12 protein-coding genes are annotated in these 16,143 nt (G+C 39.8%); 2 read left to right on the top strand and 10 right to left on the bottom strand.

What is annotated here, in order from left to right; genetic code table 11:
• Window position 1: 1 nt before the first annotated feature.
• The 10 genes from C5470_RS01010 to C5470_RS00965 form a co-directional block, all read right to left on the bottom strand.
• Window positions 2-1,774, bottom strand: coding sequence for a carbamoyltransferase family protein (locus C5470_RS01010; protein WP_166285212.1), 1,773 nt, complete (start codon window positions 1,772-1,774; stop codon window positions 2-4).
• A gap of 191 nt (window positions 1,775-1,965) precedes the next feature.
• The gene (locus C5470_RS01005) at window positions 1,966-3,393 is read right to left on the bottom strand and encodes a thioesterase domain-containing protein (RefSeq protein WP_166285210.1); all 1,428 of its coding nucleotides are present in this window, start codon (window positions 3,391-3,393) and stop codon (window positions 1,966-1,968) included.
• A gap of 89 nt (window positions 3,394-3,482) precedes the next feature.
• Window positions 3,483-3,746: a hypothetical protein gene (locus C5470_RS01000; protein ID WP_166285208.1), complete on the bottom strand. Its 264-nt coding sequence runs from the start codon at window positions 3,744-3,746 to the stop codon at window positions 3,483-3,485.
• A 26-nt stretch (window positions 3,747-3,772) separates the two neighbouring features.
• Complete coding sequence (locus C5470_RS00995; RefSeq protein WP_166285206.1) at window positions 3,773-3,913, bottom strand: hypothetical protein; 141 nt, start codon at window positions 3,911-3,913, stop codon at window positions 3,773-3,775.
• 184 nt (window positions 3,914-4,097) lie between these two features.
• Window positions 4,098-4,853: a pentapeptide repeat-containing protein gene (locus C5470_RS00990; RefSeq protein WP_166285204.1), complete on the bottom strand. Its 756-nt coding sequence runs from the start codon at window positions 4,851-4,853 to the stop codon at window positions 4,098-4,100.
• Between the two features lie 537 nt (window positions 4,854-5,390).
• Entirely contained in the window at window positions 5,391-6,317 is a 927-nt protein-coding gene (locus tag C5470_RS00985; RefSeq protein ID WP_166285202.1) for a tryptophan 7-halogenase, read from the bottom strand.
• An 856-nt stretch (window positions 6,318-7,173) separates the two neighbouring features.
• Window positions 7,174-8,616: an alkaline phosphatase gene (gene phoA / locus C5470_RS00980; protein ID WP_166285200.1), complete on the bottom strand. Its 1,443-nt coding sequence runs from the start codon at window positions 8,614-8,616 to the stop codon at window positions 7,174-7,176.
• Window positions 8,617-8,719: 103 nt separating this feature from the next.
• Entirely contained in the window at window positions 8,720-10,288 is a 1,569-nt protein-coding gene (locus C5470_RS00975; protein ID WP_242687779.1) for an alpha/beta hydrolase-fold protein, read from the bottom strand.
• Between the two features lie 506 nt (window positions 10,289-10,794).
• Window positions 10,795-11,391 (bottom strand): DUF3156 family protein, encoded by a 597-nt coding sequence (locus C5470_RS00970; protein ID WP_166285198.1) that lies wholly within the window; start codon window positions 11,389-11,391, stop codon window positions 10,795-10,797.
• Window positions 11,366-12,859: an APC family permease gene (locus tag C5470_RS00965; protein WP_036843926.1), complete on the bottom strand. Its 1,494-nt coding sequence runs from the start codon at window positions 12,857-12,859 to the stop codon at window positions 11,366-11,368. Before C5470_RS00965 ends, C5470_RS00970 begins: the two co-directional genes overlap by 26 nt.
• 446 nt (window positions 12,860-13,305) lie before the next feature.
• On the opposite strand from C5470_RS00965, the gene C5470_RS00960 reads away from it, so the two are divergent.
• Both C5470_RS00960 and C5470_RS00955 read left to right on the top strand, forming a co-directional pair.
• The gene (locus C5470_RS00960) at window positions 13,306-13,977 is read left to right on the top strand and encodes a response regulator transcription factor (protein ID WP_036843929.1); all 672 of its coding nucleotides are present in this window, start codon (window positions 13,306-13,308) and stop codon (window positions 13,975-13,977) included.
• A 550-nt stretch (window positions 13,978-14,527) separates the two neighbouring features.
• Entirely contained in the window at window positions 14,528-16,129 is a 1,602-nt protein-coding gene (locus C5470_RS00955; RefSeq protein WP_166285196.1) for a hypothetical protein, read from the top strand.
• Window positions 16,130-16,143: the final 14 nt, after the last annotated feature.

Genomic DNA, 16,143 nt, shown 5'->3' with positions numbered 1-16,143 from the left:
TCTAGATAAAGGTATAGATAGCTTCTATAGATTGTCCAGTAAAGAAATCCTGTGATGGCTTAATAAGATTAAACTCTCTTTCTGCCATCTTAGAAAATGCGTCAGAAAGCATAGAACGATCAATAATGAAATCTTCCAATACCAAAACATCAATGCCTGAATTACCGAAACATCTTATCGCATCAAGTGGAATACAAACGATTGGCTCCCCCCTAACATTGAATGAGGTATTCACCAATATTGGGCAATTCGTTGCGTTATAAAACGCCTTCAGTAGAGAATGAAACTTTGGATTCGTATCAGCAGTGACGGTTTGTGGTCGACAAGAACCATCAACATGCGTGACTGCGGGTAAACTGAGATTTGACGTTACCTGACAAGTTTCAAGCATGAATGGAGTTGGGATTGATAATTCAATATGGTTTGCCGCTTCCTCTTCCAGAATGGCTGGCGCAAATGGCCTAAAGCCCTCTCTCTTTTTAACCAATGCATTTAGTCGATCTCTCATAGAAGGATCTCTGGGATCAGCAATGATGCTTCGTGCACCTAAAGCACGCGGACCGAACTCCATCCGGCCTTGAAACCAGCCAATGACTTTGCCATTTATCAGCATTTCCACAATAGTCTGCTCAAAACCTTCTCTATCTTCCCGGAAATCCAAAGCCTCAATCTCCATTGAAGTTAGCATCTCCAATACTTTTTCATTGCCAAACTTCGGACCGAGATAAGGATTGGTAAATGGCTCATAACTGTGTCGTTTCCCAGTCATCTCAATATGAGCCAATGCTGCTGCTCCTAAGGCAGAGCCGGAATCTCCAGCGGCGGGAGGAATAAAAATATGATGAAACAGGTGAGTTTTACGGATGGCATGAGTAGCAACACAGTTTAGGGCTACACCTCCTGATAGGCATAGGTTTGTTGAATCAACTTTTTCACGCAGATCTTGAACTTGCTTGATGAGAATCTCTTCCAGAACAACCTGCAAACTTTTCGCTAAATCCATGTGATGTTGCAACATCACAGATTCTTGCTCTCTTGGCGGAAACCCAATTAATTCGATAAAAGTATCCGTGTACATTCTGTTCATCTGGCTAAAATCAAAGAATTTCATATTCAGCTTAAAACTGAACTTTTTCTCCATAATGAACATTTCTCGTAACTTATCGGCATAGATTGGCTTACCATAAGGCGCTAATCCCATAACTTTATATTCACCACTGAGTACTTTAAATCCCAGGTAGTTAGTCATGGTGCTATAAAAGAGGCCGACTGAACTTGGATATTCGATTTTTTCGAACAAATTAATATTATCGCCTTGCGCATAGCCAAAAGTAGATGTTTCCCATTCACCTACACCGTCGGAAGTTAATATAGCTGCGTCGGTAAAACCAGAAAATAGATAACTCCCGGCGGCATGAGCCATATGATGATCGTAGAATTTAATCTCTTTCTCATACCCTAATACTTCAGTAATATCACGAAATGGCTTGTGACAATCCAACCAATGAAGACCGTTGGCGGCAGAAAAATTAAAGCTGGAGGCGAGTTGCCTGGATAACTTTTTATAAGGATTCTCATAATAAGCAACACAGTCAACATCAGTAATATCAATCCCGCCCTCTTCTAAACAATACCTAAAAGCTCTAACCGGCAATCTAGAATCATTTTTGAATCTGGAAAATCGCTCTTCTGAAACAGCAGCTATCAATTGACCATCACTGATTAGCGCACAGGAAGAATCATGGAAATTTGCAGAGATACCTATTATATTCATAGTGTCACACCCTACTTTTTCAGGTTTAAAAATAAATACGGCTCGAATCACCACTTATCATTTTAAGTGAAGTTATATCTCTTCTTTCATTTATCAATTTAAAAGATTAATGAAATACCCGACACATACTCTTATTAATAAAAGTATGTAGAAACATCTTATTTCAATCATTATGAAAACTAGCTATCCAATTAATGATTATTATCCATCCACTTATTTATTACCGTAGAAATGGCGTTAACATTAGGTTGGAACATTATTGACATATGATGGCCATCAATATCCTCAACGATCAGATCACCAGAAATATATTGACTCCAACCCAAACCTCTTTCTTTAACCTCATTAGGGGATACCAGCATCTCTTCCATATGTGAACTATCCTTAGCTCGGAAGAGAATAGCATCAGTGTTTACAGTACCAGCGGTGTACTCTGATGACACTCTGGAATTAACCAGACAAGTATCAATCATGCGTTCAAGCATAGCAACATCAGCATCTGGGGCAAATCCACCCGGTGCCTTAATTGTATTCAATACAACATCAAGTATCTCGTTATTTGTCAGCTCACTCATACTCTTTAAATCAATATCAATACGAGTACCAAATTGCTCAACAATTTCTTCGAGACAAAGATTAAGAATTTTTACCATGTTCAACTCTTTATAGGCTTTACCGGGGGCCGCACTATCAAACAAAAATAACTTAGACACTTCATGACCATTTGATTCAAGCTGTCTCGCCATCTCAAAAGCAACAATTCCCCCGAAAGACCACCCTCCAAGTACAAAAGGACCTTGCTCCTGAACTTTTAGCATTTCCTTAATATACATTGCAGCGAGTGTTTCAACTGTATCTATTGGTTTATACATCGATTGCTTATTAAGTAACGGTGATTGAAAAGCATAAAGCGGGAAAGCTAACGTTGTGGCTAATGGGATATAGCACATTGCACTACCACTGAGAGGATGAACAATAAATACAGGTTTATTATTAGACTTATCTCTTGCAAAAGGGATTAGAATACGGCCCGTATTGTCTGTATCATTTCCCTTTATTTTTAATGCCAGAGATTCAATACTTCTTCCATCATATAGCGTATCCAGAGATAAATGCTTGCCGAAAACTTTATTAATCTCAGAAATCAAACGAACCGCGCGAAGAGAATCACCGCCACTTTCAAAGAAGTTCATATCTAACATTGGGTTCTTAAATCCGACAATCTTTTCCAAAATAAGGAAAAGTGACAGTTCTACAGGATCTCGCGGATAACGCAAACGGCTATCCTCCCTATCCAGTTCTATTTCAATCTGCTTAAGCTTATTCATGTCTACTTTACCATTGTTATTCAATGGTAAAAAATTTAATGCCTTGATTACCGAAGGCACCATATAAGCTGGAAGATTTTCAATCAGATATTTTCTTATGATACTTATTGGTGTGCTATAGTGTTCTTGGTGAAATTCAATAAATGCTATTAAGCGTTTATTTCCAAGTAATTCTTCCTGAACTAAAATAATGGCGGTCTTTATTAATGGATGTTTTCTTAATGTATTTTCTATCTCTCCAATTTCTATTCTAAACCCACGAATCTTAACTTGATGATCAGTTCTACCCATGAACTCTAAATTACCATCAGATAAATATCTAACGACGTCTCCGGTACGGTAAAGTGAGTCAAACCTTATATCAGAACCTAACCTGTTTTTTAGGAAATGTCGTTCAGTGAGTTCTGGATTCTTTCTGTAGCCTTTTGATACGCCAACGCCACCAATATATAGCTCACCTTTGGCGTCAATTGGAGAACCTTTTGCTCACTATTCAAGACATAAAACTGCGTATTTGTAATCGGCCTGCCAATTGGCACCGAATTATTATCATGCTTTGTCAGGGTTGATTCCATCCCTCGCGGATTCGAACCCGCAGCAGGTTCACTCAATGCAAAACATCCAATCATCTCACCAGTCGACATTTTCGGCAAATATTCCTGCTTTATCTCTAAGCTGGCATGTTTGAATATTGAGTGGCTACATGAGTACTGGAGATTTCATTATTACCTTGGTATTTTTTATTGATATATTTTCCTACCGAATTTTCTTTTTTAGATCTCAATTCAATAATATCTTCTCTTATTTTCATTTTTTACCTAACTCCTATTAATACTTTGTGCCTGAAATGTTGATAACAGCAAAATCGGTAAATTATCAAAAGGTGTTAACAGTTAAATAATCAAAGGAATCTCCAGCACAATAGGCTGGGAAGGAGTCTACTCTCCTTTATCCCGACCAGTATTATCTTGATTATTTTATATCGTATTGTTTTTTTAATTATTTGGATGAATGATAAACCCCATCTCTTCCATCAAAGAAATCATTTGCCATTCAAATATTTCTACACCAGAAAAATCTAATGCTCTCACATCTATATTATCAATCTCCGCATTTCGCAGATCAGCTTTAAATATTGATAGCCCATCATACTGTGACGGAGAAAAAATAGTATTGGTTAAGTTCGCTCCATCAAGATTTGCTCTTGTCAATACAACTGAAACTAACTTGCTTTCTGACAAATCGCATTTTTCAAGATAGACTCCCTCAAAGTCTGAATACTGAAAATTTGATTTTATTAATGTTGCTGAACTAAATATCACTTTTCGACTGACTACTTTTGTAAAATCAGCCAGTTCGAAATGACATCCTTGAGCCTGACACCTATCAATTGTTATATCGAATAGTTCGGCACGATAAAAGTTACTTGTTGAAATATCACAGCAAACAAATGTTGAACCACGTAAATCTGCACTATAGAAATCACAACCTTTTTGGTTCTCTTTATTATAAAATAATGTATTTTCAAATACACCATTTGGCATTTTTGCTTCACTAAAGTCACAATTAAACACTTGACAATTTTCTAAACGCAAGCCATTTAAATCCGCACCTAAGAATTTAGAGTCAATGATAACACAGTCTTTAAATACCAGGTCTGGTTGATACATATTACTCCAATCCAAATTATTAAATTTTCTACCTTCAATAACACCGGTTTCTTCTGAAATATCCAACTTATATTCAAACATATTAAAACGTCTCAAATGCAATGATTCATATTGGTTAACACTCACTCCAGCCCATCATTTGTGAAGCAGAAGCACGTTTTGACAAATGATTTTCCAATGAAGCCTTCGACTCTGTATCCATTACCTTATCCTCGTCTCAGTTTGCATATATATACATCAATTTAGATAGGATTTGTTGAATAAATCGCAGAAACTTTGAAAAAGACGAATGGGAGGTTAAAATACACAGTAAAGGAAGATGTAAGCTCTGACGAAAACTTTATGTCACTGTTAATATTGGTCCTCGCGATTAAAGACTTATCCATGAAGCAGTAAGTGGCATAACCTGAATGAAAATTCACTTAGTTCCTTAACTTATCTCCTGACAAGCTACCGCCCTTAGATTACCGACGCTCTAAATGCCGCATAAATACTTTACTTATTACTTTTCAGAATTATATAGCTTATATGGATAATGGTTCCTAATCCGAATAAGAAAATTTTTAAGCAAGGTCTTACGTTTGCTTAATGCAATTAGGCGTCAGTTTTTTATCTATATCAGTTTTTACTTTCTAAGTTATGTAGATATTGCAAATATTCATCGCAATAGACATACCCATTTCTTTTATATAGAGGAATTGTCCAACGCCACCCACTAGATATAGTACGGGCTGTTGTATACGGCTCAATATCACGAGTATCCTCTCTTGGTACACCTAATGCGACTGCGCGATTGTTTTTCAGTACATCAGAAAAACTGACAAATGGCTCTTTCAATGCTTGGTTAATTAATAATCCTTTGAATCCGGTACAATCAATATAGAGATCAGATTTAAGTTTTCTATGTATCACTGTTTCCAGATATCCAATATTTCCACTCTCATCAATTTCTACACGGGTCACATCATCTTCTATATGGCTCACACCTCGCTTCATTGCATAACCTTTAAGGAAATTCGCCACTGCGTCCGCATCAAAATGATAAGCATATGGGAATTGATCCCGCTGATCTGCTAATGTTGATTGCCCAAGCGATCTATCAGAAGGTTCAGCAAATAGCGAGCCATTTAACCTTCTGGGAGACCGCTTAGCCTCACAAAGATGAGGTGTCAGGAAAGTCGCATAATCAAGACTTTGGTTTGTAATCCCTTTCCTTAACCACCATTCTGAAATGGGAAAACCCTTAACCGTTTCCCAACGTTCAAAAGGGTGATAGAAATGACTATCTTGACCATCCCAATTCTCGAACCTAATCCCTAATTTATAACTTCCCATACACTTGGCTAACCATTCACTTTCATCTAAGCCAAGATAATCAAAATAATGACGGACAGTACTGAATGTCGCTTCTCCTACACCTATTTTTTTTACTTTCTTCGATTCTAAAACTGTAATATTGACATTTTGAGAAAATGCTTTCGAGAAGTAAGCAGCCGTCATCCAACCAGCAGTACCACCGCCTATAATTAATACTGACTTTACCATATTACCTCTACTATTAAGATCTTAAGACGATTAAGATTCAAGACACTGAAATAAAAGTATACGGATGAATAATAAATTCGGTTATCTGAACTCATTTCCATAATTGATTTATAAATGTAATAAATATATATTTATTACATTACATAATTTTTTATTATTTAGATATGACAAATCCTTTTTACACGTTTATTTCCTTTTCTTGGACAATACCAGCCTTATCCCAAAGCTGTAAACCTTGTTAAACTGATTTTGTGATCATTATTATAACAAAATATTAGAAGTCATCATTACTTCTCTTTTTTTACATTAAAATCAAACGTAAATTATTATGAAAACACATAATTAATATATTATTTACCCATATCCCATATGAAATCGTCGCAAATATCATATTTTCTATTCCTTATTGGTTCTAATTATCCGATTTTTCAAAAAAACTTGTCATAAGTTGTTACGCTAACTTATTATTCCATAACTATATTTAATTTTCTAAATAAGATTCCAAAATAGTGCTATACCCTATAGATTTCAAGATGCATCGAGACGGCAAGGGAGCGAATCCCCGGGAGCATAGCGAACTATGTGACCGGGGTGAGCGAGTGCAGCCAACAAAGAGGCAACTTGAAAGATAACGGGTATACATCTTATACCACTCATAATTCTATATATAACAATAGGTTGAATATGGATGTGTGTAGCAGAATTATGAAACGTTATTTAGTCGTTAGCCGTAATTATTAAAAAAGGGAAAACACTGAATTAGGAAAAAATCGTACTCTCAATGTAAACAAAGTTAAGGCCGGGAAAAATCCGGCCTTAATTCTTCTCAACTACTCAAAACATCATCTGGCAAAAATTACTTCAACTCCATCGCATCACGTATGGTGAAATGCAGGTCTGTCTGGTCAGTCAAACCAACAACATTTGCTGCTTGAGGTCCATAAGCAGCAACACGAAGCTGAGTTCCCGTATGTTCTTGCTCTTTCCCCTCAGAATTACTGTAGCTCACTACCATCACTGAACCATCTTTGGTCAATAATGCCTGAGTCAACCCTGGAGATTTTCCCCCCTCTTCAATAATCTGACTAGAGTGAGCATGATCAGCCGTGACGATAACCAACGTATCACCATGTTCACGCGCATATTTCAAGCCAACTTGAACCGCCTGATCTAATACAACGGTTTCACCAATCTGCCCACAAGGGTTAGCTTTGTGATCCTGTTTATCGATAGAAGCACTCTCTACTTGCAGGAAAAAACCATTCTCATTCACTTTCAACAGATCAATCGCCTTCTGCGTCATCTGTGCCAACGTTGGCGCATCAGGATTCCGTTTGGAGTTCACTTTACAGCTCACTGGCGGGTTATCAATATTACCGTGATAAACCGCTTTAGGTCCTTCCCAAGCAATATCCATATTTTTTTCATGGAACAGGCCCAACAGCGGTTTTTTCTGGTTTGCTTCAGTAATTGAATTCAGGGAGTTAACATCTCTTACCAACTGATAACCTTGTTCTTGCGCCTGTTCTCCCAACGTTTTACCCTTTCCAGCGCCGACAACCGATTTCTGAGCGAAAATCTTGGCACCTCCGCCCAATGTTACATCAGCACGAGCCACCAACAATTGTTCGGTGATCGAACCACGTCCACCATTTTCCAGCGCATTAGTCGGACATTCTTTAGTTGTCTCTTCTGGACCATAGCACTTACGGCTGGTCACATGTGCATAAAGTGCCGCTGGCGTCGCATCCTGAATTGCCGCTGTTGTGACGTTACCTGTCGCTTTGCCATTCGCTTTCGCCAGCTCAAGTAAGGTTTGGTGATCTTGATCAAATACATCAACACCTAACGCGCCATTATAGGTTTTTATACCGGAAGCCCAAGCTGTGGCAGAAGCGGCTGAGTCAGTCACATAGTTGGGTTTCCGAGTCTTTTTATCAAGAGAATAGTGTGTGTATTGGCCTGTGAATGGTAAGGCATCAATTCCTTTGAAAAATCCACCTGCACCTTCTGCATAGTTACGGGCGATAGTAATTTCAGAATCCCCCATACCATCACCAATAAACAAAATAACATTCTTGGCTTTATTGTTATTAATTGCCACTCTTAATGCCTCAGTTTGATTTTGCGTCATACGGCGAGCACCACCAAATTCCGTAATATTACCGTTTACCGCCCGACCTTCCGCCATAATTTGATTAGCCCCCAGCCCACCCTCCGCCAACACGGGCAAACTGACACCAGAAATTAAGGCCGATATCATCGCTGCAACCAAACTTTTCGTATATTTTTGAGACATAGGATTTCCTTATTAGAAAACAATCGGAGTAAAAATCATCATTATCAGATAAAAAGATACTAAATAAACTATGTGACAATTATGTGAAGAAAATAGATCCAATTTACCATTTTGTTATCAACGACTGTGTTCCGTGATACAACGTCTCACACCATGAAACATAATTGTGACCACTGGAAATTTCACTGGATTCAACCGGATAACCCTTCTGCAATAACGTTTCTTTCATGCGACGGTTATTATGCAAAATACCTTCCAGTTCACCCCGGTTGACTTCAAACAAGCCCGCCTGTAGATAGAAACGAAGCGGTTTTTTCTCTGCTTTAGCAAACTCACGGATCAGCCATTCAGGTTCTTCTCCCTGAGGAGCCCACCAATATGAACCCGACATACTAAGGACATTACCGAACAATTCAGGGTGGTTAAATGCAACCCATGAAGATGCCAGCCCACCATAGCTGGAGCCTGAAATGATGGTACGTTCTGCCGACGCTTCAATACCCTGAGCAGCCAGCCACGGCACCAGTTCACTAGCCATAAATTCAGCAAAATCAGGATTGGGAGGCAACTCCTGGCCCCGGCGTGCACTATCCAGGCTATCGACAAACACCACATACATTCGTGGAATTTTGCCTTCTTCAATCAGGGAATCAAAAAATCTATCGATATGATACTGCTTACGGTAAATCTTCCCGTCAAACAACACCAACATGGCAGGTTGTTTCATCGGGATAACCGGTTGATAGATCGCAATTTCCCGACTATTTCCCAGAATTCTACTCTGAAACTGATGAACCTTGACACCACCATGAAAAGGTAATTTCTTGAATCGCTCTACATCACACAGAGTTGGCCTTAACGCCAACAATGAATCATGATTGAACACATCTTCTGACACCGCCGGCACTACATTTTTATTCAACGGATCAGCCTGAGCAGTCACCAAAATCGCTCTGCGCTGCTCATCAGCCGTGCCTTCTAGCTGAGGCAAATCCGGTGCCAATTTATATTGCATCAAGGTATCTGACGGAACGATATAGCTACGAAACCAGACATCAGTTCCTGCCAAATGTGACATAGGATCATGATCGTTACTCGGCGCGCCAAGAATAAAAACATTCGCTTTCGCCCCACGCCATAGGAAAGTTACCCGCTTGTTTTTACCGTCATAATCCTCAATCAGTGGCGTACCATGACGGGACATTTCCCGCCAGAAAGCATAGGTTCCTTTCCCTTTTACTATTTCAGCCTGGAGTTGTTTCAGGCGCGGGCTTTCTGGTTGCTGTCCGTAATCATTATCCCAGGGAATATAGCGTGGAAATGACAATGTGAGTTGCCACGGCGCACCTGCCTTCCCTCTAGCCACCAATCGGTATTTTCCTGCCTGAGGAACGGTAAATCCAATTGACTGCCAGGCATCCGCCGGATTATCGGTAAAAAGCGTGCGAATATGTTGTTGATTACCCTTCTGAACCACCCATTTTTCTATACCCAGTCCCGATCCGCGCACATAATGTCCAGCCCGAATCTTAAATTCAATACAAGCCATTCCCTGAGAATCAAAACTCCCCGTTATTGCTTGTTGATCTTGCTGGAATTTTATTTGGTGACACTGAGAGGCAAATACATTGAAAGAAGCCATAAGAGCACATATCATTATCTTTATTTTCATTCTTTTCTCTTTTATTGATTTTCAGTTAAAAATATTCAACCCTTTTCCCGCGACAAATCATGCATCAAATTGTTATTTAATAATAATAACAATTACTATTATCAATAGAATAAATTGTGTGATAATTTTCCCATACAGAGATAAATGTGCAAAAACATTTCAGAGAAATCATTCTCTAACAAGATAAAATAATTTACGGTCGAAAATAGAAAGGACTCAACGCGTTGATATAACCTTATGAATCGTTGTACATTAAAAAATTCATTTGCAATTCTGTATTTTTATTTAATACATAGAAGTTTAGATGGAATAACAATTATTTGATAAAAAACTCCAATAAAATTTTCTGGGTACTCATGATCTCTATCTTAGTTTATATATAGAAATACGATTTATTGCGGATATATTTTTTCACCATGATAATTAATATAAACTCACTGGATTTATCCCATACGAGTATGGGCTAAATCCTACTTGATGGTTTAAACGCAGAGAAATTGCCTAAATTAAAGTTTCCCCATTAACTGACTAAACATCAACAAGGTACTGAGCAACAGATGACGTTGTTCCGTCGTCAGGCGTAAATAACGGCGACTGGCTGGCAATCGGCTGACAATCTCAGAAGCAGCAAAATGCTCCACCTCAAACTGCCATTGCCCCTGATGAATATTCAATGTGAGATGCCGAAAATCCAATTCCGCCAACGTTTCACCAATTAACGGATACTGATTAAATAAATCAATAACCTGCTGTCCAGATTCTGCCCCCTGACAACAATAATAAGTCACCAACTTCCGCCGAAATATCCCTTTAACGTTGGCTTTAATAACTATTTTTTCCTTAAGTGAAGTTATTCCGTGCAAACGAAAACAACAACTTACAATGTAGGCCAGAAACAACGCCTTCGGCTTTTCATAAACTTCAACCGGCAATCCATCAGGCAAAATGATTTGCATACTTTTTGCTGATAAACGCTCACAACAATAAGGTGACAGGTTCTGTTTCAGCCGGCTCAGGGTCACACCGGCCTGATAGCCGGCAGGATAGCGGGGCTTATTCAGCCGCCGCCACACACGATCAAACAAGGGAACGAAGCGGCTCAAGTTTCACCCCCGGCAATTCACCTTTAGCAAAAGTATGCGAAAGCACCTGCTCAACGGGTACAGGTTTAAACGGATTCACCCGTTGTACACATAACGTCCAGAACAGAGCATAGCTGGCCGTCAGACCCAATATGATGGCGAATGGAATATATACTTCACTTGGATTCATTCCCGACGGAGTGATATGAATAATCGCCAGGATAATCCCCACACTGGAGATAATCTGAGGTAACGGGAAAAACGGTGATTTATAGGCACGATGCAAATCAGGCCTGCGGATACGCAATAATATCACCGAACATGTCACCAGCAGATAAGCCACACACCAAGCACATACAGCAGCCAGTACCAACGGCATAATCCGGTTCAAATCACCCTGAATAATAAAGGCATGTAAGCAAGGGATCATCACTGCAACCAGAATCCCAAATATTGGCGTCTTAAAACGTGGATGCAGGTAAGCGAAAATACGCGGCAATGCGCCATCCAATGCCATACCGTAGAGAATACGAGGTACCGCCGCCATCAGGGTATTAATCGTTGCCGCTCCCGCCAGTAATAATCCGATACCAATCCAATACTTACCAAAATCACCCATCACCTGACCGGCAAAAGCAGGGATCGCCATTGGCGTTTCAAGTAAACGAACATTATTTTCTGCATCCACCAGCACATTTTCCACCTGATGACTGATTGACACCCCATATATACACATACAAAAAGCCACGCCACACAAGCCAGTCATCATTGCCCGCGGAATCACTCTTGCAGAGTTTTTAATTTCAGGCGCCATCGGCGTCACCAGCTCACAGCCGACAAACATAAACATCGCCATACCCACCAGACTCAGTACCGCCAATGGATCGCCCAGATTCAGCCCTTCACCAAACCAACTCTCCAGCGGCACAGCAAACGGTATCAATAACCCACAAATACTGAAAATAACCAACGTGCTCCACATGCAGAATGTCAGCACAATTTCGACTTTACTGAACGCTTCAATACCCAGCGCATTCAGTAATCCAAATGTAATAACCAGCCCAACACCCACCATCCACGAAGCGTTATGGCTTTCTATCACCGTATTCAGGTTCTCAAAATTAACTAACGCCATAACGCCGGACAGAATCGTTTCTGCCGTACCCGCAAAAATATGGACAATTAAGTAAGCTGAAAGCGCGCCGGTAATCGCCCAGAACCGTCCCATCCCACAAGAGATATAATCATAGACAGAGCCGGATGTAGGCAAAATAGCTGCCGCCTCAGCAAACGTCGTCACCTGAGCCTGCATCATGATAAAACTGATCAACATTGCCAAGGCGAAAGTATCACCACCAATGCCAAAACCACTTGTCACGGTCAGAATAACTGGGCTTGCCATGATAACGCCGACAGAACTTGCCAGTGTGGTAGGAAACCCCACCACTCCCTTTTCAATGTGCGAAGTAAGCCGCGTTGACATATTCATCATGTTCCCTTTTATTCCGGTCGTAAAAATAACGCTCACAACGATTCATATGTGAATTTTTTGTAAACTTTATCGAGGATAAATACACTATAGAAAGTGAACAGGAATACCGACCATCGTCCTAAAGAACGATATCCAAAGGGGGATGAATCACTGAATGAGCATGACGAAAAATACAAACAAATAGCGGAAAATAAAAATAACCAGTTAAATATCAATCAATAAGGAACAAACCCGTTTATTAATACATAAAGAAATTATTTCAGATATGTACCAACAGAGTGTGATGAGTGAGTTATCATCACCTTAGGAAATTTCGTTTATTGCAACCTACATCACGTTATTAATATGTTTGTTTTGTGTTAATTCTGCATTTTAATTAGCATTTGATTAATCGTCGATGATTGATTTATTCAGTTAGGTACTACTCTAAAGAGAGAACTTTCTTGTCTACCGTACTCCCTGCCAGCCGTGAAAATGCCTTAATCAATAGCTGCCTGAATACCATTGCCCATCTGGTTCCTATCTCAGCAGCAGCATTCTATCTGGTGAACAATGAGTTACACCCGGAGAATTACATTCTGTACGGTATTTCAGACGAAATACATAAAAATTATCTGGCGAATTTCCAGCAATTAGATCCACTGAGACCTGCCAATTATCAGCAAAATGAGATAAATATGGTTGGCATGGATCAACAGACACTTACGAAGAATAATAAGTATTACCATGAATTTATGCTGCCGAATAACATACAGGACATTGCGGAAATATTTATCCGTCAGCATAACCGGATTATTGCCGGCATTTCTCTATTACGGGATACACCATTTACCCCACAAGACTTTAACCGCCTCAGTACTATCTTGCCATTAATTGAATTAGCCGCCAGAGATTTACTGCCTGAAACACCGGCTATTCTGACGGCTAAAGAGCAGGAAATTATTAATCTGGTAAGAGAAGGTTCAAGTAACAAACGTATTGCACAAGTACTTGATATTTCCCTGTCTACGGTAAAAACCCACCTACGTAATATCTTTGCCAAAACTAAAGTCACCAACCGCACTGAACTGGTTTCCAGTGGGTTTATTACCCGGCTGAACCTGAATATCGATTAAACTAAGAGGATATCCTAAAAGAAGTTTATTCCAGACATTTAATTCACATGCCATATACTGCGTCGCTGCTTTTTTAAATTTCTTTATCTCTCCTGGTGATAGCGATTCATCTTACTATCTATTCTTTCTCCTTTCTAATAATGAACTTTAAATTCGTTGTCACACGAGGATATATTCATAGAAAAATTTCAAATCATGCAATTTCTCCGAGTTATAAGCATAGAATTTGGTTGAAAGATAAACTCATTGAGATTCTTTGTGATTTAAATCACACTTCTTAACACAAATGGATATTAATCAAGCAAACAAACAAGACACATTGAATTTTTTATTATAATTTCTTGGTCGTATATTAGACGGATAAAGACTCTGATTATTTGTCTTTATTATCACTGAGGCAGCTAATGGAATAACACCGCAAAACATGGCCGGCTGGATTAAGTGACGAACTAGCAATTGCCAATAACAGTAAAAGTATTATCGGATGGAGACATTATTAGAAGATGAATTAGGTTTTATTCCCAACTAAACGGCCAATAAGGTAACTGAGATGACTGAACAAACTATTTCACCCCGTGCCGGCGTTGCCTGCATGACCTGTAACAACCCGGATCCCTGCATCTATAAAATAAGCATCACTTTTGGTCAACATACTCAGGTCTGGCCTGAAAAGCCGGCGATTAAAATGGATCTGATTGATCATGGGAAAGGACAAAAAGGCACAATACACATTGAAGATAAATGTCATAACGCCCCTAAACATCATGCTGTGCTGACCGGAGGACAAAAAGAGGCAACCATAGAGTTTAATACGCCTCAAGAGGTCACGTTATTCTACCAAGATAAGTCAGAAGACACGGAGATTGAAAATGGTTTGCAAAGTGTCTGGTCGTATCTGTCTAATCTTGCCAACCCGACTGATATGTACAGCGATCCCCGTTATTATCAGTTAATAGCGCAGGGATGTATCAGTGCTCAAAAATACGCGACGATGGCAGTTTACCCCTCAGTCAGTTTTATGGTTTCCGTCGGATTCAGCTTTGATTTTTCTCATGGTCAACGGTCAATGAAGGAACGGCGTGATGAACAGGCAAAAGCGCGTAATACCATGGAAAATGTTAAACCTAAAAATGGCAATAAACTGCGTGCAGGGTGGACCGTCAATACGGATGAATTTTATATTTCCAGAGAGACGGCACTTCATGTTGAGTATGCGTTAACGGTTCAGGATATAGATTATTCGGCCAAATTTGCCGAAGTTAACAAAGTCAGGAAAACCCGGCAGAGTTTAGACGCCATCAAGCGGGTGGAAAAACTGTTAGGCTATACCCAGAAATACCTGGTGCCTGATCCTGACTCAAACGGTAAAGGGACCCGTAACTACCCGCTGTTTGACCTGAATATAACCCCCATCAATATCGGGCTGGCTTATGCTTATGACCGCACCACCTCAGTCGATGACAGTAGCCATTTTTTGGGTTTCAGTGCTGCCCCCTTTATGGGCATGAGCGCAAAACTGGATCTCATTCAACTGGGTGCGGCTTATTGCAAGATAGAGAGTATTGCCGCCAAATTCAGGGAAGCGCTGGCACGCAGAAATGCGAAGGATGAAAACTATTTAGAGCTTGAATGTTGCATTATTTTGACCTGTAACCTGTCCTTTCAGCTCGGCGCGGCCTATAAACAAAAACAATGGACGTTCGATGCCGGTGATAAGAATGATCTGAAATTGAGTCTGGCAGGGAAAATAAACGCGGCCTTTAAAACCCATATTATGATCATGGAAATTGCGATGAGTGCTGGCGGGGTTATAAAAACGGCAGCCGGTTTTAAACTCGATCAACATGATGGGGGGATTGATCTCGCCGGGTACCATGATGGGATTGTTGCTGAGATTGAGGTAGCTGCTGATATAGGAGCAGATGGGAAAAAACAATCTGTAGCTAAAGTCAAAAAGAAGTGGAAATGGGTTATTGCAGACCCGTTAAGAGCCAACGAATCTCCATTAAGAGTTAATCTAATAGGACAAGAACGGCCTATTACCCGGCCAGAGATTACCCTTGGCGCTGAAACAGCACCATGGGAAAGAGGCTATAATCCTAAGCCTAAGTTGGATAATATCCCGTTTATCACTGGATTCCCAAGAATGTAAGCAAGAATGAAAGG

It is taken from the genome of Photorhabdus stackebrandtii, assembly GCF_011189495.1.
GTDB classification, from domain to species: domain Bacteria; phylum Pseudomonadota; class Gammaproteobacteria; order Enterobacterales; family Enterobacteriaceae; genus Photorhabdus; species Photorhabdus khanii.
Note: the sequence above shows the minus strand (reverse complement) of the source record. Positions and strands in the feature narration are given on the sequence as shown.